The following is a 24,993-nucleotide window of genomic DNA, read 5'->3' on the forward strand; positions in this document are numbered from 1 at the left end:
ACGGGTTCACGCGTCGAGGGCGGCGCGGGCCTTCAGCGGCTCCCACCACGAACGGTTGTCGCGGTACCACTGCACCACATCGGCCAGCCCCTGCTGGAACGGGACGAGCGGCTCGTAGCCGAGCTCGGAGCGGATCTTCGAGATGTCGACCGAATAGCGCAGGTCGTGGCCGAGCCTGTCGGCCACGCGGTCGACGTACGACCAGTCCTTGCCGGTGGCGTCGAGGAGCAGCTGCGTGAGCTCCTTGTTGGTGAGCTCGGTGCCGCCGCCGATGTTGTAGATCTCGCCGGCGCGGCCGTTCACCAGCACCATCGCGATGCCACGGGTGTGGTCGTCGACGTGCAGCCAGTCGCGGATGTTGTTGCCTTCACCGTAAAGCGGCACATGCTTATCGTCGATCAGGTTCGTGACGAACAGCGGGATGACCTTCTCGGGGAAGTGGTACGGCCCGTAGTTGTTCGAGCAGCGCGTGATCGAGACGTTGAGGCCGTGTGTGCGGTGGTAGCTGCGAGCGAGGAGGTCGCTGCCGGCCTTCGACGCGGAATAGGGGGAGTTCGGCTCCAGCGGGCGATCCTCGGCCCACGACCCCTCGGCGATGGAGCCGTAGACCTCGTCGGTGGAGACGTGCACGAAGCGCTTCAGCTCGTTGCGGAGGGCCGCATCCAGCAGTTGCTGCGTGCCGAGCACGTTCGTCTCGACGAAGATCGAGGCGTCGCGCACCGAGCGGTCGACATGCGACTCCGCGGCGAAGTGCACGACGGCATCGACGCCGGGGAACAGCTCGTCGAGCAGTGCGCCGTCGCGGATGTCGCCCTTGATGAACGTGAAGCGGGGGGAGTCGGCGATCGGCGCCAGGTTCTCCAGGTTGCCCGAGTAGGTCAGCGCGTCGAGCACGACGACGTCGGCGCCTTCCAGGCCGGGGTAAGCGTCCTGCAGAGTGCGGCGAACGAAGTTGGAGCCGATGAATCCGGCGCCGCCGGTGACGAGAATCTTCATGGGGAACCTGTTCCTTGTGTTCTGGTGTGCCCGGCGATTCTACCGGGTGGGCTCTCGGTGAACGGTGAGTGCGGGCGCCGTGCGACGACGCGGCGGGCGGTCAGGCGCCCATTGGTAGACTCGGGGCCGTGCAGATCCGAGAACTCTCCATTCCCGACGCTTTCGAGGTCACTCCGCAGGTTCGCACGGACGACCGCGGCCAGTTCCTGGAGTGGTACCGGTTCGACCGGCTGGAAGAGACCGTCGGGCACCGGCTCGACCTCCGCCAGGGCAACCTGTCGGTCTCGAAGCGTGGCGCGGTTCGCGGAATCCATTTCGCCGACATCCCGCCGAGCCAGGCCAAGTATGTGACCGCGCCGTACGGTGCCGTTCTCGACTTCGTGATCGACATCCGGGTCGGGTCGCCGACCTTCGGCCAGTGGGATTCCGTTCTGCTCGACGACGTGGATCGCCGCGCCATCTACGTGGCCGAGGGGCTCGGGCACTGCTTCGTCGCCTTGACGGAGAACGCGACCGTCAGCTACCTGGTCACTGATGTGTACACTCCGGCACGCGAGCACGGCATCAATCCGCTCGACCCGGATATCGCGTTGATCTTCCCCGCCGAGGCGGGCGAGCCGCTTCTCTCTGACAAGGACACCGCGGCTCCCGGCCTGCACGAGGCGGCGGAGGCCGGACTGCTCCCGACCTGGGAGGCCGCCAGAGCCTTCTACCAGACCCTGAACTACGGAGAAAAGTAAGACATGCGCGGCATCATCCTCGCCGGCGGTTCCGGCACGCGGCTCTGGCCCATCACCAAGGGCATTTCCAAGCAGCTCATGCCGATCTACGACAAGCCGATGGTCTATTACCCGTTGTCGACGCTCATGATGGCCGGGGTCGACGAAGTCCTGATCATTACGACGCCCGAGTACAACGACCAGTTCAGAGCGCTTTTCGGCGACGGCTCCGAGTTGGGCATCCGGATCGAGTACGCCGTGCAGCCCTCGCCCGACGGTCTCGCCCAGGCGTTCATCATCGGCGAAGAGTTCATCGGTGAAGAGAGCGTCGCGCTGGTCCTCGGCGACAACATCTTCCACGGAGCGGGACTGGGCTCCTCGCTCCGCAATCACAGCGATATCGACGGCGCCCTCATCTTCGCCTACCACGTGAGCAACCCGACGGCGTACGGTGTCGTCGATTTCGACGAAACGTTCACAGCGGTCTCGATCGAGGAGAAGCCGGCGGTTCCCAAGAGCAATTACGCGGTTCCCGGGCTGTATTTCTACGACAATTCGGTGGTCGAGATCGCGAAGAGCATCACGCCCAGCGAGCGCGGAGAGCTTGAGATCTCGACGGTGAACGAGCGGTACCTGCACGCCGGGAAGCTGCAGGTGCAGGTGCTCGACCGCGGGACCGCCTGGCTCGACACGGGAACCTTCGAATCGATGATGCAGGCATCGGAGTACGTTCGCGTCATCGAAGACCGGCAGGGGTTCAAGGTCGGCTGCATCGAGGAGATCGCCTGGCGCGCTGGATGGATCGACGACGAGCAGCTCGCGAAGCTCGCGGCGCCGCTGGCGAAGAGCGGGTACGGCGTGTACTTGCAGAAACTGCTCGCCGACAACTAGAGTTGAGCAATCCTCGTAACGAGGAGTGAGCCGTCTTGGACACGCCAGGATTCCGGCTTGATCTGTGCTGCCTGTAGGGTCATAGGCATGCTCCGCTCCGTTTCGCCGCGCCGCTCGCTCCTCGCAGTCTTCTGCACACTAGCCATCGTCGCCGGTGGATTGGCCGCCACGGAGGAGCGCGCCGAGGCCATCACGGTCGGGCAGTTGGCCGCCTTCGACGCCGGCTACATCATCAGCGACAACAACTTCTACAACGCGCAGGCGGCCGATCAGGCCACCGTGCAGGCCTTCCTCAACTCAAAAGTCTCGACCTGCAGCGCGGGCTATGTCTGTCTGAAGAGTTACACCCAGACCACCCCGTCCCGCGCGGCCGACGCGATGTGCGGCGCGTATGCGGGCGCGGCCAACGAACTCGCCTCCCAGATCATCACGAAGGTCGGCCGGGCCTGCGGGATCAGCCAGAAGGTCCTCCTCGTGCTGTTGCAGAAGGAGCAGTCTCTCGTCACCGACACATCGCCGAGCGCATCCCAGTACCGCATCGCCACCGGCTACGCCTGCCCGGACACCTCCGCATGCGACTCCCAGTACTACGGTTTCGCCAACCAGGTCTACCAGGCGGCGTGGCAGTTCAAGCGTTACGGGAACCCTCCGGGCACGAGCAACTACTTCAGCTGGCTGCCGGTCGGCTCGCCCTCGGCGATCCGATACCACCCGAACGCCGCGTGCGGCACGAAGACCGTGACCATTCGCAACAAGGCGACCGCGGCGCTGTACTACTACACGCCCTACACTCCGAACGCGTCGGCGCTCGCCCACCCGTACGGCACCGGTGACAGCTGCTCCTCGTACGGCAACCGCAACTTCTTCAGCTTCTACACCGACTGGTTCGGCTCGCCGGTGAGCACCTCGCCTCCGTTCGGTGCCTACGATTCGGTGGCCTTCAGCGGGGGCAAGGTCACTGTGAGCGGCTGGGCCATCGATCCCGCCGCCGCGGCCACCTCGATCTCGGTTCGTGTCGATGTGACGGATCCGGCCGGAACCCGCATCTCGCAGACGGTGCTCGCGAACGGCAACCGACCCGATGTCGGCGCGGTCTACACCGTGATCGGAGCCGGACCCGCTCACGGATTCTCGGTCTCCACCCCCATCACCGGAGCCGGGGGACAGTTCTCTGCCTGCATCACCATGATCGGCACCTCGTTCAATTCGGTCGGCAGCGCCAGTCTCGGCTGCCGCACGTTCTTCTCCTCCGTCGCAGGCGGCACCCCGTCCACGAGCAGGATCAGCGGAGCCGATCGCTATTCGACCGCGGCCCTGCTGTCGAAGTCGGCCTATCCGACGGCGGGCGTGCCGGTCGTCTACATCGCCACCGGAACGACGTTCACCGACGCGATGAGCGCGGCGCCGGCCGCGGCGGCGCAAAGCGGGCCCATCCTCCTCGTGGCCGCCGGCTCGGTGCCCGATCCGACGCTGACCGAACTCAAGCGTCTCGCCCCGAAACGCATCGTCGTCATCGGCGGAACCACCGTGATTCCTCCGGCGGTCTACAACACTCTGGCCGGCCTGACCCCGAGCATCAGCCGGATCGGCGGTGCGACGCGCTGGGAGACCTCGAGCCGGATCATGAACAGTGCGTTCCCCGGGGCGACCTCCCTCTACCTCGCGACCGGGACAGCCTTCCCCGACGCTCTCTCCGCCAGCGCGGCCGCGGGTGCCGCTGGCCGGCCGGTCCTCCTCGTCGACGGGGGCGCGTCGAGCATCGACTCGGCGACCCGGGCACTGTTCGCCAAGAACAAGGTCACCTCGGTGACGATCGTGGGCGGGCCCGTCGCCGTCTCGGCCGGCATCGCCGCCAGCATCGGGACGACCGGCGCCGCCGTGACGAGGATCGCCGGAGCCGACCGGTTCACCACGAGCAATGCGATCAACCAGGCCAGTTTCACAACGGCGGACTCCGTCTACCTCGCCACCGGTGTGACCTTCCCGGACGCTCTGGCCGGGGCCGCGATCGCGGGCGCCAAGAAGGTGCCGCTCCTGATCACACCGTCGGCGTGCCTGCCACGATTCCTCGGGCAGAACATCGCGAAGTTCGGAGCGAAGTCCGTCGTCGTGATCGGCGGCGAGGTCGCTCTCGCACCGGCGGTGAAGGCGCTCACCCCCTGCTGATCCGCCCGGCTACACCTGACCGTGGAGGAAAGCGTAGAACTCGTCCTTGAGCGGCAGGAGGGCGTGGTACTGGTTGTTCTCTTCGAGGTCCATCACCTGGTCGATGGCGACCTTGGCCTTGCGGACATCCCAGTTCCGTTTCGCGGCGACGTGGGTCATCCACTGGTCCTCGAGCATGAGGTAGCGCGGGTCGATGCCGAAGAAGGCGAGATCGTCGACGAGGTCGATGTCGATCACCGTGCCGCCCGTGCCGGCGTGATCGGCGGGCTCGTTCGGATCGATCTCCGAGCGATTCCAGTAGCTGCCGTGGTTGCGGAACGCCCACCAGGCCGCCACTCGTCGCGGGCTGTACGCGTCGGTCATCTCTCTCGTGAACTCGGCGGTCACATCCTGATCGTCGTCGAGCATGATGAACGGGCCGCGCACGCCGTCCTCCCAGAGGTAACGGGCGACGACGAAACGTCCGATGCCACCGATATTGTGCGGGCTGGCATAGAGCTCGACAGAGGCGAGCGAGCCGAGCGAATGCTCGGCGATGACCCGCTCATACAGCTCCTGATTCCGCGGGTCGTTGTTCCAGAGGATCAGCCGCACCGGCGTGGGGGAGCTCTGGCGGGAGAGCATGTCGAGAATCGCCTGGATGCGCTCGGGGCGGTTCCAGAGGCACATCATGATCGGAAGCGCGTCGTTCGAGACCTCACCGCGCACCAGGGCCGGGCTGATCCGGTCGGAGAGCAGCGAACGCATCCGGGTGAACCGTTCGTCGTCCCGCTGGCGCCGGCGCGCCTCCTCGGCCTCGGCGATCCTCCGGGCGGCGCGGGCGCCGACGGCCCGCCTGACACTCGCCGACGCGGCGGAGAGGGCGTCGGCAGTGCGGACGATGCGGCGTGCGGAGAACCGGTCGACGAGACCTTCGAGCGTCGCGACCTGTTCCCGCGCCTGTCGCAGCTGCTCCTCGAGCGCCTGTGTGCGGTCGAACACCTCGGTGCGACGCAGTAACTCGGTGAGCTCGGCGGCGTCTGCGCTCTCCTTCGCCGCGTAGGCGCGTGCGAAGGTGCGGTGCAGTTCATCGGCTTCGGCGGAGACGTCGAGAGGAACGTCGGGCACGGATTCGACGGTGGCGCCCATCCGCTCGTCGGCGACGAGGGTTCCGTTCGCGATCCCCTCGCGCAGCTCCGTGTCGGAGGGGTGACGGGCGACATAGAAGCTGAAGAGCACGCCGTTCCGTTCGCGAGCGTACTCGCGCATGCCGTGATGGTTGGGGCTCGGCGTGAGTTCCGGATTGCGGGCGTAGGCCGCTCCTGACGCGCGGACCTTGCGCTGGAACTGCTCCCACGATCGCCACGGGAAATGCAGGACCTCGATGCCCGCGCCCTCCGCCGGGCGGCCCTTCGATTCCAGGTTGACGAAGTGATTGCCCTGCGCGACGACGATGTCGTTCGTCCCGATGTGCACGGCATCGGGGGTCGCATGGTTGAGGATGCCGATCTCGTTCATCCGTTCGACCGGGCGCAGATCACGGTAGGCGAGCCGGTGAAGGCCGCTTCCCCGGAGCGCGGGCGGCCCGATCATGTCGGTCACCGTGACCGGGAAGGTCTGAAACTCTTGCGGGATGGCGGCGAACGCTTCGTGCAGGCTCTGGGACCGGTCGACGGCGAACCAGAACTCGTCGGCGTCGGCGTTGATCACCCAATCGGCCCCGTAGAGCTCGAACGCGTCGCGCGCCATCGCGGTGACGGTCGTGTGCTGCTGCTTCAGATGACGGGGGTCGTCGCGGACATCCAGCCGGTCGGCCCAGCGTTCGTCGGCGAGGATCTCACGGGTGCCGTCGACGGAGCCGTTATCGGTCACGATGATCCGGTCGACGCCCTGGGCGAGGTGGTGCTCGACCATCTGGCCGATCACATCGGCTTCGTCGCGGACCATGAGCGTCATTACGAGCGTCAATTCAGTGCATCTCCGGGTCGTGGTGATTCGTCATTCTGGCACAGGGCTGTCAGCGGCTGCGCCACCACACGCGTACGGCCAGAGCGAACCGGATCGCCAATCGGAGCGGGGCGAGATACCACCCGGTGTACTTGCGGGAGAGGAAGCGGTAGGCGCTCTCATGGTGCACTCTCTCCATCGCACCGGCATTCTGCGAGGTCGAATGCGCGCCCGTGTGGACAACGGAAGCCTGCGGGGCGTAGAGGTTGCGCCATCCGGCGCGGCCGAGCCTGGCGCCGAGATCGACATCCTCGAAGTACATGAAGAACGAGGGATCGAACCCGCCGATCTCGTTGTAGGCCTCGGATCGCACGAGGAGGCAGGCCCCGGAGAGCCAGCCCGCGTCGCGGAGGGTGTCGCCTGTGGAGTCCGACCGGCGGTAGCGCCGGGTCCACGGGTTGTTCGGCCACGCGCGCGAGAAGACGGCGTGGCCGATGCCGGTGCGGAGGGAAGGGAGGTTGCGCGCCGAGGGGTACACGGTGTCGTCGGGGTCGAGGATGCGCGGCCCGACCGAGCCGGCATCGGGGTACTGCTCGGCGATCTCGAGAAGGGTGTCGATCGAGTGCTCCGCGAAGTGCACATCCGGGTTGACGACCAGGATGTAGTCCGGCGATGGCCCGAAGGCATCGATGCCGGCGGTGATCCCGGCGCCATACCCGCCGTTCTCATCGAGCGCGATCAGCCGCGCATCCGTCGCCGACACGATCGCGCGGGTCGCTTCGACATCGGCCGAGGCGTTGTCGACGATGATCGTCGAGAACGGGGAGGAGACGGCCGTGGCCAAAGAAGAGAGGAACGAGCCGATGGCAGAACTGGAATTGTACGTGACCGTCACGACGAGCAATGACGGTGCCATAAGCCTTCCAGATGGTCGGTGTTCGAAAGGTGTCGCGGATTCCGCGCGTGCGTCGGATGGACGAGCATCCAGCATATCCGCACCCGCTGGGCGAACCCTGCGGTCACGCTCAGACGACGTGCGCGGTCGATTCGATCTCACCGAGATCGTCGAATGCGGGCTCGGCGTAGACCATCCCGACCGCGTACTCATAATAGGGAACGTCGAACGAGCAGGCCTGGGGCAGATCGTGGATGTGTCGGCCCGCGTTGTCCATGAGCGAGACGTTGACGAAGTATTTTCCGGTGCCGAAGCGCACGTCTTTCAGCGTCAGACGCAGAAGCCGTGTCTTGGTGAGCCGGGGCAGATGCATCTTGAGTCGCTTGGTGGTCGTGCCGTAGACGGGCTGACCGAGAGCGTTGTCGATCTGCACCGCGGCCATCCAATCGTCGAGCCCGTCGAAGTGCTCGACCGCCAACTCGATCGTCAGATCGCTCCCGGGGGTGACCGGGTCGCCGATCGATCCTCCGGACGGGAAGACGTCGGCGCTGTGGACGACGCCGTGTCCGTTGATCCTGTCCTGGGCCGCCGAGCCGTCGGCGATGCGGCGTTCCTCCAGGTTGTCGCGCAAGAGCGCGACCGCCTCGTTGGGCTCTCCCTTGTAGACCACGGTGCCCTTGTCGAGCAGGATCACGGTGTCGCACAATTCGGTGACCTGGCCGAGCGAGTGCGTCACCAGGATGATCGTGCGGCCCTGCTCCTGGAAGGAGCGGATCTTGTCGAGACATTTGCGCTGGAAGGCCTCGTCGCCGACCGCGAGGATCTCGTCGACGAGCAGGATGTCCGGGTCGGTGTGCACGGCGACGGCGAACGCCAGACGCACATACATCCCGGAGGAGTAGAACTTGACCTGCGTGTCGATGAAGTCAGCGATGCCGGAGAACAGGACGATCTCATCGAAACGCTCGTCGGTCTCTTTGCGGCTGAGGCCCAGGATGGAGGCGTTGAGGTAGACGTTCTCCCGGCCGGTCAGGTCGGGGTGGAACCCGGCGCCGAGCTCGAGAAGCGCGGCGATGCGACCGCGGCGGCGCACGGAGCCGCTCGACGGGTCGAGGATGCCGCCGATGACCTTGAGCAGGGTGCTCTTGCCGGAGCCGTTGTGGCCGATCAGCCCGACGGTGGTTCCGGCCTTGATCGTCGCCGACACATTGTTGAGCGCCCAGAAGTCCTCGCGGTGCTGCCGGCCGCGACCGAATGTGACGAGTCGCTCCTTGAGGGAGTTGTCTTTGCGGACGACGAATCGCTTCGAGACGTCGTCGATGACGATCACGTCGGGGCGCTCGGGTGTCCGAGTGCTCTCGGAGGTGTGTGCGTTCTGTGACATCAGATTCTCAGCCAGTCGTGAAGCGGATCAGAGTTCTTGAGCGAAGTTGCCCTGGAGCTTCGCGAAGACGCGCTGGAAGCTGAAGAGGAGGACGATTCCGATGACGATCGCGATCAGGAGGCGCGGCATCAGCCAGTCCGGGTAGACGGCGACGTGGGGTCCGCCGAGCCAGAGTGCCTTCTGGAATCCGAGGACGGCGAGGGTCAGCGGATTGTCGGTGTAGATCGTCAGCAGCGGACCGTTGCCGAGGTGGGTCTGCACGGTCGCCCAGGAGTAGACGATCGGCGAGGCCCACATGAGGATCATCAGCACGACCTCCACGAGGTACTGGATGTCGCGGAGGTACACATTGAGCGCGGAGAGGAGCAGCCCGAGCGCCGTGCCGTAGATCAGGATGACCAGGAACGCCGGAATGAAGTAGACCAGCTCGGGCGAGATCGGGAACTTGCCGAGCAGCAGCGTCGCGACCAGCAGGATCCCCAGCTGGATCATGAAGTTGAAGAGGGCGGAGCCGACGCTCGCGAGCGGGAAGATCTCTCGGGGGAGGTAGATCTTCTTGATCAGTCCGGCGTTGCCGACGATGGACGCCGTCGAACTGGAGACGATGTCGGAGAAGAAGGTGTATGCGGTCAGGCCGGTGAAGATGTAGATCGCGAAATCGTCGATCCCGCGGGAGGCGCCGAGGAACTGCCCGATCACAACGTAGTAGATGAGCAGCTGGGTGAGCGGACGGACGAGCGACCAGAGGAAGCCGAGGGCGCTGTCTTTGTAGCGCGCCTTCAGATCACGGCGCACGAGGAGATTGAGCATCTCGCGCTGGCCGAGGATCTCACGGATGGCGTTCCACGAGCCTCCCGCACCCGACTTCGACCCGACGGAGACCATGGGCACGTCAGCGAGCGCAACGAAGCGTGCGTCGCGCATTTCGTGGTCGGTGGGTTCGTCTGTAGGCATGAGCACAGATAAGCATAGCTCCCAGATTCCTGCGTCGATCCTGGGTGCGAGCGGCCGCGCAGGGCCGCACAGCCGGGGCCGGAGTTGGCTTGGTAGACTTCCAGCGCTTTGCAGGGCGAAGAGCGGATTGGGTGTATTACGTGGTGAAACGACGTGCGGGTGTTGTCTCTGTCGTGCTGGTCAACTTCCGGGGGGCCGACGACACGATCGAGTGCATCCGTGAGCTCAACGAACTCAATTGGCCTCGGGAACTGCTCGAGATCGTGGTGGTCGAGAACGGCTCGGGCGACGACAGCCGCGAGAAGCTGAAGGCGCTCGGCGACCAGATCACGCTCGTCGTCTCCGAGGAGAACCGCGGATTCACCGGTGGCTGCAATCTCGGTGTCTCCAAGTCGACAGGCGAGTTCGTCGCCTTCTTGAACAACGACGCGAAGCCGCACGCCGACTGGATCGCCACCGCGGTGGACACATTCGCCTCGGGCACGAACATCGGGGCGGTCGCGAGCAAGGTGCTCGACTGGGAGGGTGAGCGGGTCGACTACCTCGACGCTGCCATCACCTGGTACGGCATGGGGTACAAACCGCACGCCGGCGAGATGGACCGCGGTTCGTGGGACACCGAGAAAGACGTGCTGTTCGGCACCGGAGCGGCCATGTTCGTCCGCGCCGCCGTCTTCGAGGAGCTCGGCGGCTTCGACGACACCTACTTCATGTTCTACGAAGACGTCGACCTCGGCTGGCGGATGAACCTCCTCGGCTACCGTTTCCGCTTCCAACCCGCGTCGCTGGCCTATCACAAGCACCACGCGTCGATGAACAAGTTCGGCAGCTACCGCGAGACCTATCTGCTCGAGCGCAACGCCCTCTACACGCTGTACAAGAACCTCGACGACGAGTCACTGGCTCAGGTGTTCCCCGGCGCGCTTCTGCTCGCGACCCGACGGGCGGTCGCCCGCGGCGACCTCGACTCGACCTCGTTCGATCTGCGCAAATCCGACGATGACTCGCAGCCCGAGAAAGCGGTGAGCAAACAGACTCTCGCCGGGATCTTCGCCATCGACCAGTTCGTCGAACTCCTGCCCGAGACCACGGCGGCCCGGGCGCGAGTCCAGTCCACGCGGGTGCGGTCCGACCGCGAACTGACGGGACTGTTCGGGAACACCGACGAGCCGGCCTACCCGATCGAGTCGTACCTGCGGGGCTACGAGAAGATCGTCGACACCCTCGGCCAATTGCACACCGGCGGCCGCCGCCGCGTGCTGGTGATCACCGGTGACCCGGTGGGAGAGCGCATGGCCGGTCCCGCCATCCGTGCCTGGAACATCGCACGGCTCCTCGCGGACGAGCACGATGTCCGGCTGGTGAGCATGTCGAGCGCCATCCCGCTCGACGACCGGGTCGAGGTGGGTGTGATCTCCCACCACCGACCGTCCTCGGTCTCGGCTCACGAGGAGTGGGCCGACATCATCATCGTGCAGGGCCATGCCCTCGAACTCTTCCCGAGCCTGGAGAAATCGCGCAAGATCCTGGTGGTCGACGTCTACGACCCGCTGCACCTCGAACAGCTGGAACAGGGCAAAGGGCAATCGCTCAAAGCCTGGAACAAGCAGGTGAACGAGGCGACGGACGCGCTCAACCACCAGCTCCAGCTCGGCGACTTCTTCCTCTGCGCGAGTGAGCAGCAGCGTCACTTCTGGCTGGGCCAGCTGGCCGCACTCGGACGCATCAACGCCTATACCTACTCCCGCGACAACGACCTGGACTCGCTCATCGCCGTCGCGCCGTTCGGGGTGCCGAGCGAAGACCCGGTGCACGTCAAGCCCGTCATGCGCGGTGTCGTCCCGGGCATCTCGGAAGGCGACAAGGTCGTGGTCTGGGGTGGCGGCATCTACGACTGGTTCGACCCCGAGATCCTCATCCGCGCCATCGCGAAACTGGCTCAGAAGCATCCGGAGATCCGGCTGTTCTTCATGGGGGTCAAACACCCCAACCCAGCCGTTCCCGAGATGGAGGCCGTCGCACGCGCGCGGCTGCTGGCCGGCAGTCTCGGCGTGAACGGCAAGAATGTGTTCTTCAACGAGTCGTGGGTGCCGTACGAGGACAGGCAGAACTACCTCCTCGAAGCGGATCTGGGTGTGTCCACCCACTTCCAGCACGTGGAGACGACCTTCTCGTTCCGCACCAGAATCCTCGACTACCTGTGGGCGGGGCTCCCCATCGTCACGACGGGCGGGGATTCCTTCGGTCGTCTCGTCGCCGCGGAGTCGCTCGGCGCCTCCGTTCCGGAACGGGACCTCGACGCCCTCGCCGACGCCATCGAGAAGCTGCTCTTCAACGACAAGGCCATCGCGGCCGCCAGGAAGAACGTCGCCAGAGTGCGTCAGGAGTTCACCTGGGTGAAGACCCTCGCGCCGCTCCTGGAGTTCTGCCGCAACCCGATTCCGGCGGCCGACAAGGCCGTCGCCAGCGGCAAGAAGAACGCCGCCGGCGGCAAGGGTCGGCCGGGTGGGGCGACCTACCAGGCTCCGAAGCGCGTCACCGGTGTCCGCCGCGATCTTCAGCGCGTGGCCTACTACCTCAAAGAGGGCGGGCCCGGTGCCGTCGTCGAACGCGTCCGCGCCCGTCAGGACCGGAAGCGCGACGCCGCCGGCTGAGTGAGGATCCGTCACAGCCGCTAAGCTTTTGCGAACGCGACGGGGCGACCGTTGCGGCATCGAACCCAGCACGAACCAGGGGATACTTCCGTGTCAGAGGAATCAGACGACCTGCGGCGACTCCGAACGGAGCGAGACGAGCTTCTCGCGACCGTCCGCGACCTCGCCCACCTGCAGCTCATCGGCCGAGACATCGAGCTCGGCCTGCGCGCCGAGCTCATGCAGGCCAAGATCGACGCCGAAATTGCCCGGGCCGCGACGGCGGGAGAGGCGGCGAGGGTCATGAGCAGCAGTTCCTGGCGTGTGGGTCGCGCGGTGACCTGGCCGGTCCGGGTGCTCCGGCGGACGCCGTGAGCACGCCCGTCGAGGAACCGCGGTACTCGATCGTCACCCCCGTCTACAACCCGCCCGTGAGGGCACTGCAGGACATGATCGATTCTGTCCTGGGGCAAAGGGACGGACGATGGGAGCTCCTCCTCGTCGATGATGCGTCCCCCGATCCGCAGATCCGTGCGGTGCTGAGCGCGGCGGCCGCATCCGACCCCCGCATCCGGGTGATCGAGCGTACCGAGAACGGAGGGATCGTCGCGGCGTCGAACGACGCCGTCGATGCCGCACGAGGCGAGTACCTCGCGCTGCTCGACCACGACGACCTCCTCGCCCCGAACGCCCTGCAGCGGGTGTCGGAGACGATCGGATCGCATGACGACGTCGACTACCTCTACACCGACGAAGACAAAGTCGACGAGGCCGGAAACCCGTACGACCGCTTCGACAAGCCGGACTGGTCGCCGGAGCGTCTGCGCGGGCAGATGTACACCGGGCACCTGTCTGTGCTGCGAACCTCCCTCGTGCGCGAGGTCGGAGGGTTCGATCCGGAGTGCGAAGGGTCGCAAGACCACGACCTCGTGCTGCGGGTCACCGAGCGGGCGCGCCACATCCTTCACCTTCCCGAGGTGCTCTACCACTGGAGAGCCGTGCCCGGCTCCACGGCGGCGGCCGCCGACAACAAGACGTACGCGTGGGACGCCGGCGTCCGCGCGGTGCAGAACCACGTCGACCGGGTGGGGATCCGTGCTGAGGTCGGCCACGGACCGGTTCCGGGAACGTATGCGATCGATCGGGTCCCCGAGCTCGACCGGTCCGTCAGCGTGATCATTCCGACGCGGGGCTCCTCTGGCGAGGTGTTCGGGCACGAGCGCGTCTTCGTCGTCGAGGCGGTGCGCTCCCTCGTGGCGGGCACACAACACCGCGATCTCGAGATCGTGGTCGTCTACGACGCCGACACCCCTCCGGAGGTGATGGCTGAGCTGCATGAGATCGCCGGCGACCGGCTGACCCCGGTGCTCTTCGAACGGCCCTTCAATTTCAGTGCCAAGTGCAACGAAGGCTACTTCGCTTCGCGGGGCGAGATACTGCTCTTCCTCAATGACGATGTCGAGACCGTCAGCGAGGAGATGGTGGGCGACCTCATCGCCCCGCTCTCCGAACCCGATGTCGGCATGACCGGAGCGATGCTCTACTTCGAGGACGGAACCATCCAGCACGCGGGCCACCTCCACCACCAGGGTGCGTTCGGCCACGCCTACTTCGGCGAGAGCCCGGACGCCTACGGTTCGTTCTCCTCTCTCCTGATCAACCGCGAGGTCTCCGGTCTGACCGCCGCCTGCATCGCGATGCCGCGCGAGGTGTTCGAACTGGTTGGTGGCTTCTCCGAAGCGTTCCCCGGCAACTTCAACGACGTCGACCTGTCGATCAAGGTGCGGACGTTCGACTACCGGCTCGTCTGGCTGAAGGATGTGCGGCTGTACCATTTCGAGTCGCGCACGCGGAACCCGGTCATCTACTCGCACGAAGAGAGAGCGATCCTCAACCGGTGGGGCGCACCGCGTCGCGACAGGTACCTTTTCTGAGAAGCCGTCAGCGATGGAGAAGAAAAAGGCTGATTCGAGGCCGTTTTTGTTCGCCGGTATCGTCGGGTGGACCCTCAGCCGACGACCGATAGGCTACTGAAGTGACTCGTCCCGACACCGCAAAGCCGCTCCGCTCGCGGTTCAGAATCCTTCTGATCGGCCCTGTCTTCGCGCTCGCCGCACTCCTGTGCTGGTCGATCGCGTCGCCCGTCGGTTCGAGCCCGGACGACGACTACCACCTCTCCAGCATCTGGTGCGGGCTGGGGGAGCGTCCGGGGTTGTGCGAGGCCGTTCCGGGCGACCCGGGCGCACGCATGGTTCCGGCCGCTGCCGTGAAATCGATCTGTTTCGCACGCAAGCCGGTCGGTGCCGGCTGCCAGCTCCACCCGGGTGTCAGTGGCGGGGCGGACGCGAATCCGAGCACGCTTATCTACACGATGCGCGGCAATTTCAACGATCACGCGTACCCGCCCGTGTACTACGCGTTCATGAGCATCTTCGCCAGCCCGAATTTCGCGGTGTCGGTCGTCGTCATGCGAGCGGTCAACATTCTGCTGTTCCTGGCGATCTCGACGATCCTCTTCCTGCTCCTGCCGCGCCCCCGAAAATCGGCTCTCATCTGGACTTGGTCGATCACCATGGTCCCGCTCGGGATCTTCCTGGTGGCGTCGACCAACCCGAGTGCCTGGGCCATCATCTCGGCGGGCACCCTGTTCCCCGCGATGCTCGGCTACTTCGAATCATCGGGGAGGCGCAAGATCGCGCTGGGGGTGTTCTCAGCGCTCGCGCTCGCGATCGGCGCCGGAGCGCGAGCGGATGCGGCGGTGTACGGCATCATCGCGATGGGCGCGGCGCTCATCCTGCATGTCGCGCGCACACGGCGGTTCTGGCGCGATGCCATCCTGCCGTTCGCTCTGACCTTGCTCGCGGTCGGCGTCTACTTCTCCACCGGGCAGTCCACAATCGCCACGAGCGGGTTCGGCCACCACGAGCTCGCACCGCAAATGAGCACGTTCGACCTGTTCGTGACCAATCTGACCAACCTTCCCTCGCTGTGGGCGGGCGTGCTGGGAACCTGGGGGCTGGGATGGCTGGACACCGCCATGCCGGCCGGTGTCTGGGTGACGACCATAGCGATCTTCGGGGCGTTCGCCTTCGTCGGCCTGGCCTCGGCGAACGGACGCAAGCTGCTCACCCTCGCCCTGGTGTTCTTCGCGATGATCGCGCTGCCGAGCTGGTTCCTGCTGCAGAGCAAGACCACGGTCGGCTACGAGGTGCAGCCGCGATACATCTTCCCGCTCATCATCATCTTCGCGGCGGTCGCCCTGGTCTCTGTGCCCGGCCGGCGCATCCGCTTCACCCGCGTGCAGCTGGTGGTCGTCGCCGTCGCGCTGACAGTGGCGAACGCCTTCGCGATGAACGCGAACATGCGGCGCTACATCTCCGGCGTCGGGCAGACGGATTGGAACCTGAACCACTCCGTCGGATGGTGGTGGAACATCCCGGTCTCGCCGATGGTCGTCTGGGCTGCCGGGAGCCTCGCCTTCGGAATCGCGATCACGATCCTGCTGCTCGGGACCTCCCGGCTGACCCGGGAGGTCGCCCTCGCCGACGATGCGGCCGGCCAGCCGGCCATCGCCCCCGAGCTGTCGACCCGGTGATCCGATGAGCGGTGAGCTGAGGATCTCGGTCGCCCTGTGCACATACAACGGCGAGCGGTTCATCGAGGACCAGCTGACCAGTGTGCTGGAGCAGTCGCGAGCCCCGGTCGAGGTCGTGGTCTCCGACGACGGGTCGAGCGACCGGACGGTGGAACGGGTCCGGGCCGTCTCCGCGAGGTTCCTCGCCTCGCATCCGCTCTCCTCGACCACGGTGACCGTGCTCGAGAACGCGGCGCCTCTCGGCGTCACCGCGAACTTCGCGCAGGCGGTCGCGGCGACCACGGGTGAACTGATCGCCCTGTGCGATCAGGACGATGTGTGGGCTCCAGGGCGGCTGGAACGGTTGCACGCCGAGTTCGCGCGCCGACCCGAGCTCACCCTGCTGAACACCGACGCCCGGCTCGTCGACGAGCAGGGGGCGCCGTTCGGCTCCGGCCTGTTCCACGCCCTCGCGATCAGCGAGGAGGAGAAGGGCCTGATCCGCACGGGCGACGCTTTCGCTGCGTTCCTGCGGCGGAACCTCGTCACGGGTGCGACGACGATCTTCCGGCGCGACCTCCTCGCTGACGCCGCACCGTTTCCGTCATCGTGGGTGCACGACGAGTGGCTGGCCCTCGTGGCGGCGACGGTCGGCCGCGTGGACTTCCTCGACGATAAGACCATCGACTATCGTCAGCACGGCGCCAACCAGATCGGGGTCGACCGGTTGAACCTGCGTGGCAAACTGGCGCGGATCATCGAACCCGGTGCCGAGCGGAACCGACGGCTGCTCGCCCGGGCGGAGGCCTTCGCCGACTGGACCGGCTCGAAGGAGACCTCGCTTCCCGTGGCGGTCGTGGAGGCATCCCACGAGAAGCTTCGGCACGAGCAGGCGCGCTCAGCGCTCTCCGTGCATCGGGTGCTCCGTTTCGTGCCGGTTCTGCGCGAGTACCGCACCGGCCGATATTCGCGCTACGGACACGGCACGCGCGACGTCGCCCGTGACCTCGTGCAGCCGCTCGCTGAGCGTTCGCGCTAAGGCAGGTCGGACGGCGACCCGGCCGCGGCCTCGGATGAACCTGGTCCGGGATGCGGTTGGTCACGACCTTCGAGCTGGCGGAGCCGCAGATCGTACAGCGCGATCTTTTCGGCGAGCGCCCGGTTGTGGGCCTCGAGATCGGTCAACTCGGCGCTGTGCTGCAGGCAGACGAGGAAGAGGATGGCGAGGCTCACGAAGAACGCCAGGTTCGTCGGCACCTCGATCCCGACGAGGTCGGCGGCCCAGCGCAGCGTCTGCGGGAAGATCCCGATGATGAGGGCCATGAGCCCGGCGAACAGCCACCAGGCGGCGTGGCGCTCACGCAGCCTCCGGCGTCGCAGCATCTCGATCACGATGAAGAGCACGAGCATCGCGGCGACGATGCCGAAGACGTAACTGGCCACGCTCACGAGTCCACCTTGTCGGTCAGGGGCCGTCGTTCGTGCAGGATCACCTGGGGTCGGATGAAAGCGAAGACGACCGCCATGCCGACCCGGGCGAGGAAGACCGCCGACTTGATCGGATTGTGCGATGGCACGCCGCCGGCCCGGGGGCGCATCGATACCGGCACCTGCGCGATCACGCATTGGGCCCTGGCCGCGATGACGAGCGACTCGATCGTGTCGCCCAGGTACTCCGCGGGGTAGTGCTCCGCGAAGAGCCGCACGGCGCGGGGGCCGGAGGCGCGGAACCCGGAGGTCGTGTCGGTGAGCTTGACCCGGGCCGTCCGGCTCAGCAGACGGGCGAGCACGACCATCGCCCAGCGTCGCGGACCGCGCGCGGTGTACTGGCCCTGACCGGCGAACCGGGCCCCGAGCACCAGATCGGCGGAGTCGAGCCCGTTCAGGATCTTGGCGACCTCGACGGGATCGTGCTGGCCGTCGGCGTCGACCTGGACGACGTTGTGGAACCCGTTCTCCAATGCGTACTTGAAGCCTGTCCGCATGGCGCCCCCGACACCCAGGTTGAAGGGGAGCTGGGCGACCACGGCACCGGCCGAGCGGGCGAGCTCGGCGGTCGCATCCGTCGAACCGTCGTCGACGACGAGGCACGTCACCCCCGGCAGTGCCGTCAGGACTTCGCGCACCACGTGTTCGACCGATGCCTCTTCGTTGAATGCGGGCATGACGATCAACGTGTGTTTCAACGAAGCCGGCATGGACGAAATCCTAGCAAGCTGGTCTGAGTCACTTGGTACGAAGCGAGGCCAGATGGTCGAGATACCAGGCGTATGTCTGCTGCACGCCCTCGTCCAGAGGCACTGAGGCATGCCAGCCGAGCTCGGCGAGCCGGCTCACATCGAGGAGTTTGCGCGGTGTTCCATCGGGCTTCGACGTGTCCTGGGAGAGCTTCCCCTCGAAGCCGACCGTCGCGGCGACGAGTTCGGAGAGCTCGCGGATCGAGATGTCGCTGCCGACGCCCACGTTGATGGTGTCGGGCGAATCGTAGTTCTCGAGCAGGAACAGGCTGGCTGCCGCGAGATCGTCCACGTGCAAGAACTCCCGGCGCGGGGTTCCGCTGCCCCAGATGACGACCTCATCGGCGCCGGAGGCTGCGGCCTCGTGCAGGCGTCGCATCAGCGCGGGCAGCACATGAGAATGCTCCGGGTGGAAATTGTCGCCCGGTCCGTAGAGGTTGGTGGGCATCGCCGAGATCCACTTGCGGCCGTACTGACGGCGAACCGCCTGCACCTGCATGATGCCGGCGATCTTCGCGATGGCGTACGCGTCGTTGGTGGGTTCGAGCTCGCCGGTGAGCAGGGACGACTCCTTGATCGGCTGCGCGGCGAACTTCGGGTAGATGCACGACGAGCCGAGGAACAGCAGACGGTCGACATCCACCGCATTGGCCGCATCCATGAGGTTCACCTGGATCTGCAGGTTGTCGCTCAGGAACTCGGCCGGGTAGGTGTTGTTCGCGAGGATCCCGCCGACACGGGCGGCGGCGTCGATCACGACGTCGGGCTCGGTCTCACGGAGGAACTGGAACACCCGGTCGCGGTTGCGGAGGTCGACCTCCGCCGAGCTCGCGCCGACCAGGTCGGTGAATCCTTCCCTCTCCAGATGCCGCCAGATCGCGCCTCCGACGAGACCGCGATGCCCGGCGATGTACACGCGCGCCGAACGGTCGAGCGGAACGGGGGGGAGCTCGCTGGCTATACTCACTTGGACCTTACTCGGGCAGGGTACTGCTTCGAACGTGGGGAGCTAATCAGAGTGTCGCCGGGAAGTCAATTGGCCGGAGCCCGCGATCAACCCGGTAGAGAGAACACAATGCGAAGTTCAGATATTCTCGTCGTCCTTCCCACGCTCGGCGACCGGCTCGAAACCCTGCAGGAGACGCTCGACGCGGTCGAGGCACAACGGCAGGATGTGAGGGTCACGCTGGTGCTCGTCGCACCCGTCGGCGCCGTCGAGGCTCGGGAGCTGGGCGCGCGCTACGGCGCGGTGATCGTGGACGACCCGAAGACCGGCATCTCCGCCGCCATCAACCGCGGTCTCGACGCGCGCGACGGCGAGACCTACTATGCGTGGATCGGCGACGACGACCTGTTCCGCCCCGGCGGCCTCGCCCGCCTCAAAGCCATGCTGGACGCTGACTCGTCGGCGGTGCTGGCCTACGGCGGCTGCGAGTACATCGATCCGAGCGGCGCCGTGCTCGCGGTGAGCAACGCGGGCGCACTGGCCAAGGTGCTCCTTCCTTGGGGTCCCGACCTGATCCCTCACCCCGGAACCATGATCCGGCTGGATGCGCTGCAAGCGATCGGCGGCTTCGATGTCACGCTCAAATACGCCATGGACCTCGATGCGTTCCTGCGCCTTCGGCCCTCCGGCCGGTTCATCTGGACCAGGGAAGCCGTCTCCGCGTTCCGCTGGCACCCCGACTCGCTCACTGTGGCCAACCGACTCAACTCGAGCCGGGAATCCGAAGCCGTCAAACGGCGGCACCTCCCCGCGGTGCTGAAGCCGATCAGCCCCCTCTGGAACTACCCGGTGCGCTGGGCGTCGGCGTTCGCGGCGAAACGCGTGAGCGCTCAATCGCGCCCCCAAACGCTGCGCTAGGCTCAATTGGCCAAGATCAGCGGCGACTCGGCGGAGACCCGGGCGCCCGACGAAGAAATCGGCGGAACGAACACCATGACCGTGCCCCCCACTGTCTCGACGCCGGTTCCGGCCTCGAAACAAGCGTCGGGTTCGCGATTCCGCCTCATCTTCCTCGCTCCCGCGTTCGCCCTGATCGCCCTGCTCTGCTGGGCGCTGGCGTCGCCCATCGGTTCCAGCCCGGACGACGACTTCCACCTCGCCAGCATCTGGTGCGCGCAAGGCGATCGGCCAGGAGTGTGCGAGACGTCCGCCGATCCGACGGAACGACTGGTTCCGAGCGCCATCAAGGACGCCGCCACCTGCTATCGGGGCCAGCCGACCGTGAGCGCCGTCTGCCAGACGTCGTCGACCGCTCTGGTGCCGACCGACCGCGGAGACTTCCGGGGCGACTACCCGCCGTTGTACTACGCGACGATGAGCGTCCTGGTCTTCCCCGACGTGGCGACCTCGGTGCTGATCATGCGGCTGCTGAACGTCCTGATCCTCGTGGGGATCACCACGGCGCTCTACGCCCTGCTGCCGAACCGGCGGCGGAGCACCCTGCTGTGGGCGTGGTTGATCACGACGGTGCCGCTCGGGCTCTTCCTGATCGCATCGAACAACCCGAGTTCGTGGGCGATCATCGGGATCGGTTCCGCCTGGCTCGCCCTTCTCGGCTACTTCGAATCGCGGGGCCGGCGCAAAGGGGCACTCAGCGGCATCTTCGTGCTGAGCGGTCTCTTGGCCGCCGGGTCGCGAGGGGATTCGGCGATCTACCTCCTCGTGAGTATCGGCGTCGTGCTCGTCCTCACCGTCCGCCGCGACCGGGCGTACTGGCTGAGCGCGTGCCTCCCCTTCGCAATGGCTGTGGTCGGGATCATCTTCTATGCGACCTCCGCCCAGTCCGGGGTCGCGATCACCGGCCTCAACGATGGTCCGCGCGAATTGGTGCAGACGAACCCCTTCGCGGTGCTCCTGAGCAACCTGGTCAATGTCCCATCGCTCTGGGTGGGCGCATTCGGCACCTGGCCCTTGGGGTGGTTGGACACGACGATGCCGGCGATCGTGACCGCCGGAGGGGCGGCCTGCTTCGTCGCGGTCGCGTTCAGCGGCTTCGCCTCGCGGTCCCGGCGGAAGACCATCGTCGTCGTCGGACTCGGTCTCCTTCTCTGGCTTCTGCCCACCTTCGTGCTGCTGCGCAGCATGAACCTGGTCGGCACGCAGGTGCAGCCGCGATACCTGCTCCCGCTCATCATCGTCTTCGCCGGCGCGGCCCTCCTGACCGTCGGTCGTCGCCGCCTGGTGTTCAACCGCTTGCAGTCCCTGCTCATCGTCGCCGCGCTCGCCGCAGCGCAAGGTGCGGCGCTGTACTACAACATGCGTCGCTACATCACGGGCACGAGCGCGAAGAGCTGGAACCTGAACAGCGGAATCCAGTGGTGGTGGAACATCCCTGTCCCACCGATGGCGATCTGGATCAGCGGTTCCCTCGCGTTCGCGGTGCTCGTGGTGATCCTGGTGCGGGAGAACGCGAAGGCCCCCACTCCCTCCGTGCCGACCGGGGATGCCGACAGCGCGCGCGACCCCCACAGAAGACGCCCCGCCGCCCTGCGGTAGGCTCGCTTGGCAGAGAACGACGGTGGCCGGGGTCTTCGACCCGCCCCGTCTATGACATCACCGGTGGAGACGACACGAATGACCGAAACCCGCGCAAAGCGTGCCCTGATCACCGGTATCACCGGTCAGGACGGCAGCTACCTCGCCGAACTCCTGCTCAGCAAAGGTTATGAGGTCCACGGTCTGATCCGTCGCGCCTCCACGTTCAACACCGCGCGCATCGACCACCTGTACACCGACCCGCACGTCGCGGGAACGCGGCTGTTCCTCCACTACGGCGACCTGAGCGACGGATCCCGCCTGGCGACCCTGCTCGACTCCGTCAAGCCGGACGAGGTCTACAACCTGGCCGCGCAGTCGCATGTCCGGGTGAGCTTCGACGAACCCGAGTACACCGGCAATTCGACCGGTCTGGGCTCCATCCGTCTGCTCGAGGCCATCCGTATGGTCGGCCTCGACTGCCGCTACTACCAGGCGTCGAGCTCCGAGATGTTCGGCGCGACCCCGCCGCCGCAGAACGAGGAGACACCGTTCTATCCGCGTTCCCCGTACGGCGCAGCGAAGGTCTACTCCTACTGGGTGACCCGCAACTACCGCGAGGGCTACGGGATGTTCGCCGTCAACGGCATCCTCTTCAACCACGAGTCCCCCCGTCGCGGCGAGACCTTCGTGACACGCAAGATCACGCGCGCGGTCGCCCGCATCAAGGCCGGCCAGCAGAGCGAGCTGTTCATGGGGAACCTCGACGCCGTCCGCGACTGGGGATACGCACCCGAGTACGTCGAAGCCATGTGGCGCATGCTGCAGCACGACGAGCCCACCGACTATGTCGTCGCCACCGGAACGGACTACACGGTCAGGGACTTCCTGCAGTTCTCGTTCGAGCACGCCGGTCTCGACTGGGAGAAGTACGTCAGGTTCGATGAGCGCTACCTCCGCCCCACCGAGGTCGATGCGCTCGTCGGAGACGCAGGGAAGGCCGAGCGCCTGCTCGGCTGGGTGCCGACGGTGAAGACCCCGGAGCTCGCCCGCCTCATGGTCGACGCCGACATCGAAGCGCTCGACGCGGCCGGCCGCCCCTGGATCGACACGGTCACGGTCGGGCCGTGGGCGCCGGCCCCGCAGATCTAGTCCGCGCTCGACGCTCTCCGCGCACACATCGCCGCGGGTCGCATCCGAATAGCTAAGGTAGTCTTTCCCCATGTTTCACGCGGTCCGGTTGTCTCTGCGATTCATGACCCGGGCAGAGCGAACGAAGTATTTCGTGCTCGTCCTCGGCCGGACACTGTCCGGCATTCTCGACGTCGTCGGGGTGTTCCTGATCGGCATCATCGCGACCATCGGGACTTCGTCGCTGGGCGGTTCGTCCTCGTCGTCCTCATCGCCGGTCGAGTTCCTCGGTTTCACCCTCCCGCCGATCAACGGGACGTCGATCCTCTGGCTCGTGGTCATCGTGCTCGTCGTCTTCGTCGGCAAATCCGCGCTCGCCATCTTCCTCTCGCGCAGGCTCGCCTTCCACATCGCGACGGTCGAGGCGCGGAATGCGAAGGTGATCGCCGAGTTCCTGCTGCACGGCTCGCTCGACGACGCCAAACGGTTCTCCAAGGCGGAGTTCCAATTCGCCATCACCGGCTCGACCAGCTCGGCGTATAGCGGGCTCATGAACGCCTCCGCGACGATCGTCAGCGAGGGGTTCCTGCTCGTACTGGTCTCGGCGGCGTTCTTCTTCGTCGATCCGGTCGCCGCCCTCTTCGCGATCCTCTACTTCGTCGGAATCGCTCTGGTGATCCAGGTGCTCATCGGGCGCACCCTCCGTCGGGCCGGACGTGATGCCAGTGAAGGGACGATCGGCTCCACGAACGTGATCAGCGACAGCCTCGACACCTTCCGCGAGCTGTCGGTCATGGGCAAGCAGGATTTCTACATCGACCGGCTCGCCACCTCGCGCACGCGATTGGCGCGGAGCAGCGCGACGTTCGCGTTCATGGGCGGGATGCCGCGCTACGTGATCGAGACCGCGCTCATCGTCGGCGTCGTGGCCCTCGTCGCCCAGCAGTTCTTGACGAACGGTCTCGCCGGCGGCGTGGTCGTCCTCGGTGTCTTCCTCACGGGCGGGATGCGCATCATGGCCTCGCTGCTCCCGTTGCAGAACTCGTTCGCCCAGATCCGCATCTACCTGGAACAGGCGAAGATGGCGCACGCGCTCCTCGCCGAAGAGCAGGAACTGGTGAAGCCCGACCGGAACCGTGCCGCGGTCGATCTCGGCCATCACGATGTGAGCGGGCTCCCGGTCATCATCGACCGGGCGAGCTTCGCGTATCCCGGAGAGACCGGGAAGGCCCTCGATGACGTCTCGATCTCGGTCGAGCCCGGATCGTTCGCCGCGGTCATCGGCCCGTCCGGAGCGGGGAAGACCACGCTGGTCGACCTGCTGCTCGGGCTCGTCCTCCCCGATGATGGGACGGTCCTCATCGGCAGCGTCGACCCGCTCGAGGTGCGGTTCGCCGCCCCCGGCATGGTGTCGTACGTTCCGCAGAAACCGGGAATGGTTTCAGGCACCATCGCTGAGAACATCGCTCTCGGCTATGACGCGGGGGACATCGACAGAAAACGTCTCGCGCAGGTGATCGAGGCGGCCTACCTGACCGAGTTCATCGCAACGCTTCCCGAGGGCGCCGACACCTCGGTCGGAAAGCAGGTCAACTCGCTCAGCGGCGGGCAGATCCAGCGCATCGGACTGGCGAGGGCACTGTACTCGGATCCCCGCCTCCTCATCATGGACGAGGCGACGAGCGCTCTCGACGCCGGGTCCGAGGCCTTCATCAGCGAGAGCCTCAAGCGCCTGCACGGTCACGTGACCGTCATCGTGATCGCCCACCGGCTCTCGACCGTGCAGCACGCCGACAACGTCTACGTCATGGAGGCCGGCCGGGTCAGCGCCCAGGGCGACTTCAAGTCGCTCATCGCCGAGGTTCCCATGGTCGCCGAGTATGTCAAGCTCATGGCCATCGACGAGAGTTGATCGTGCGTGCCGACCGCGATTCGCACGGGGGCGAGATGTCCAGGTGGTGGAACGTCTGGATCTCTCCTAGGGTCGGTGGGGGAACCGGATCCGC

20 protein-coding genes are annotated in these 24,993 nt (G+C 66.2%); 12 read left to right on the plus strand and 8 right to left on the minus strand.

Features of this window, described 5'->3' with window-relative positions; genetic code table 11:
• Positions 1-6: 6 nt before the first annotated feature.
• The gene (rfbB, locus tag K5L49_RS16880; protein ID WP_223694573.1) at positions 7-996 is read right to left on the minus strand and encodes a dTDP-glucose 4,6-dehydratase; all 990 of its coding nucleotides are present in this window, start codon (positions 994-996) and stop codon (positions 7-9) included.
• Between the two features lie 128 nt (positions 997-1,124).
• Between rfbB and K5L49_RS16885 the strand changes: the two genes are divergently transcribed.
• From K5L49_RS16885 to K5L49_RS16895, 3 genes are all read left to right on the plus strand, one after another.
• The gene (locus tag K5L49_RS16885) at positions 1,125-1,736 is read left to right on the plus strand and encodes a dTDP-4-dehydrorhamnose 3,5-epimerase family protein (protein WP_223694575.1); all 612 of its coding nucleotides are present in this window, start codon (positions 1,125-1,127) and stop codon (positions 1,734-1,736) included.
• Positions 1,737-1,739: 3 nt separating this feature from the next.
• On the plus strand, positions 1,740-2,606 hold the full coding sequence (rfbA, locus tag K5L49_RS16890; protein WP_223694577.1) for a glucose-1-phosphate thymidylyltransferase RfbA: 867 nt from the start codon (positions 1,740-1,742) through the stop codon (positions 2,604-2,606).
• Between the two features lie 87 nt (positions 2,607-2,693).
• A complete protein-coding gene (locus K5L49_RS16895) occupies positions 2,694-4,772 on the plus strand; it encodes a cell wall-binding repeat-containing protein (RefSeq protein ID WP_223694579.1) in 2,079 nt (692 codons plus the stop codon).
• A 9-nt stretch (positions 4,773-4,781) separates the two neighbouring features.
• Here the strand turns inward: K5L49_RS16895 and K5L49_RS16900 are convergent, their stop codons facing one another.
• The 4 genes from K5L49_RS16900 to K5L49_RS16915 form a co-directional block, all read right to left on the minus strand.
• Positions 4,782-6,707 carry a glycosyltransferase family 2 protein gene (locus tag K5L49_RS16900; RefSeq protein WP_223694581.1) on the minus strand — a complete coding sequence of 642 codons (1,926 nt, stop codon included), beginning with the start codon at positions 6,705-6,707 and terminating at the stop codon, positions 4,782-4,784.
• Between the two features lie 61 nt (positions 6,708-6,768).
• Positions 6,769-7,614, minus strand: a complete 846-nt coding sequence (locus tag K5L49_RS16905) for a glycosyltransferase family 2 protein (RefSeq protein ID WP_223694583.1) — start codon at positions 7,612-7,614, stop codon at positions 6,769-6,771.
• A 109-nt stretch (positions 7,615-7,723) separates the two neighbouring features.
• Positions 7,724-8,977, minus strand: coding sequence for an ABC transporter ATP-binding protein (locus tag K5L49_RS16910; RefSeq protein WP_223694585.1), 1,254 nt, complete (start codon positions 8,975-8,977; stop codon positions 7,724-7,726).
• Between the two features lie 27 nt (positions 8,978-9,004).
• A complete protein-coding gene (locus K5L49_RS16915; RefSeq protein ID WP_223694587.1) occupies positions 9,005-9,931 on the minus strand; it encodes an ABC transporter permease in 927 nt (308 codons plus the stop codon).
• 140 nt (positions 9,932-10,071) lie between these two features.
• On the opposite strand from K5L49_RS16915, the gene K5L49_RS16920 reads away from it, so the two are divergent.
• From K5L49_RS16920 to K5L49_RS16940, 5 genes are all read left to right on the plus strand, one after another.
• The gene (locus K5L49_RS16920; RefSeq protein ID WP_223694589.1) at positions 10,072-12,585 is read left to right on the plus strand and encodes a glycosyltransferase; all 2,514 of its coding nucleotides are present in this window, start codon (positions 10,072-10,074) and stop codon (positions 12,583-12,585) included.
• A gap of 90 nt (positions 12,586-12,675) precedes the next feature.
• Positions 12,676-12,939 (plus strand): hypothetical protein, encoded by a 264-nt coding sequence (locus K5L49_RS16925; RefSeq protein WP_223694591.1) that lies wholly within the window; start codon positions 12,676-12,678, stop codon positions 12,937-12,939.
• The gene (locus K5L49_RS16930) at positions 12,936-14,498 is read left to right on the plus strand and encodes a glycosyltransferase family 2 protein (RefSeq protein ID WP_223694593.1); all 1,563 of its coding nucleotides are present in this window, start codon (positions 12,936-12,938) and stop codon (positions 14,496-14,498) included. Before K5L49_RS16925 ends, K5L49_RS16930 begins: the two co-directional genes overlap by 4 nt.
• 101 nt (positions 14,499-14,599) lie before the next feature.
• Positions 14,600-16,159, plus strand: coding sequence for a DUF2142 domain-containing protein (locus K5L49_RS16935; protein ID WP_223694595.1), 1,560 nt, complete (start codon positions 14,600-14,602; stop codon positions 16,157-16,159).
• Between the two features lie 4 nt (positions 16,160-16,163).
• Positions 16,164-17,177, plus strand: a complete 1,014-nt coding sequence (locus tag K5L49_RS16940; RefSeq protein ID WP_223694597.1) for a glycosyltransferase family 2 protein — start codon at positions 16,164-16,166, stop codon at positions 17,175-17,177.
• On the opposite strand, the gene K5L49_RS16945 is transcribed toward K5L49_RS16940, so the two are convergent.
• Genes K5L49_RS16945 through K5L49_RS16955 form a run of 3 tightly spaced genes read right to left on the minus strand, consistent with a single transcriptional unit; the run spans position 17,174 to position 19,342 of the window.
• Positions 17,174-17,587, minus strand: a complete 414-nt coding sequence (locus K5L49_RS16945) for a DUF2304 domain-containing protein (protein WP_223694599.1) — start codon at positions 17,585-17,587, stop codon at positions 17,174-17,176. The two genes, K5L49_RS16940 and K5L49_RS16945, sit on opposite strands and share 4 nt — an antisense overlap.
• Complete coding sequence (locus tag K5L49_RS16950) at positions 17,584-18,336, minus strand: glycosyltransferase family 2 protein (protein WP_223694601.1); 753 nt, start codon at positions 18,334-18,336, stop codon at positions 17,584-17,586. Before K5L49_RS16950 ends, K5L49_RS16945 begins: the two co-directional genes overlap by 4 nt.
• Positions 18,337-18,364: 28 nt before the next feature.
• Positions 18,365-19,342: a GDP-L-fucose synthase family protein gene (locus K5L49_RS16955; RefSeq protein ID WP_223694603.1), complete on the minus strand. Its 978-nt coding sequence runs from the start codon at positions 19,340-19,342 to the stop codon at positions 18,365-18,367.
• 108 nt (positions 19,343-19,450) lie between these two features.
• Between K5L49_RS16955 and K5L49_RS16960 the strand changes: the two genes are divergently transcribed.
• The 4 genes from K5L49_RS16960 (at position 19,451) to K5L49_RS16975 (ending at position 24,899) form a co-directional block, all read left to right on the plus strand.
• On the plus strand, positions 19,451-20,239 hold the full coding sequence (locus K5L49_RS16960; protein WP_223694605.1) for a glycosyltransferase: 789 nt from the start codon (positions 19,451-19,453) through the stop codon (positions 20,237-20,239).
• 75 nt (positions 20,240-20,314) lie between these two features.
• Positions 20,315-21,877 (plus strand): DUF2142 domain-containing protein, encoded by a 1,563-nt coding sequence (locus K5L49_RS16965; RefSeq protein WP_223694607.1) that lies wholly within the window; start codon positions 20,315-20,317, stop codon positions 21,875-21,877.
• Positions 21,878-21,955: 78 nt separating this feature from the next.
• Positions 21,956-23,008, plus strand: coding sequence for a GDP-mannose 4,6-dehydratase (gmd, locus tag K5L49_RS16970; RefSeq protein WP_223694609.1), 1,053 nt, complete (start codon positions 21,956-21,958; stop codon positions 23,006-23,008).
• Between the two features lie 103 nt (positions 23,009-23,111).
• Positions 23,112-24,899, plus strand: coding sequence for an ABC transporter ATP-binding protein (locus K5L49_RS16975; protein WP_223694611.1), 1,788 nt, complete (start codon positions 23,112-23,114; stop codon positions 24,897-24,899).
• Positions 24,900-24,993 lie beyond the last annotated feature (94 nt).

Source organism: Leifsonia poae (assembly GCF_020009625.1).
GTDB classification, from domain to species: domain Bacteria; phylum Actinomycetota; class Actinomycetes; order Actinomycetales; family Microbacteriaceae; genus Leifsonia; species Leifsonia poae_A.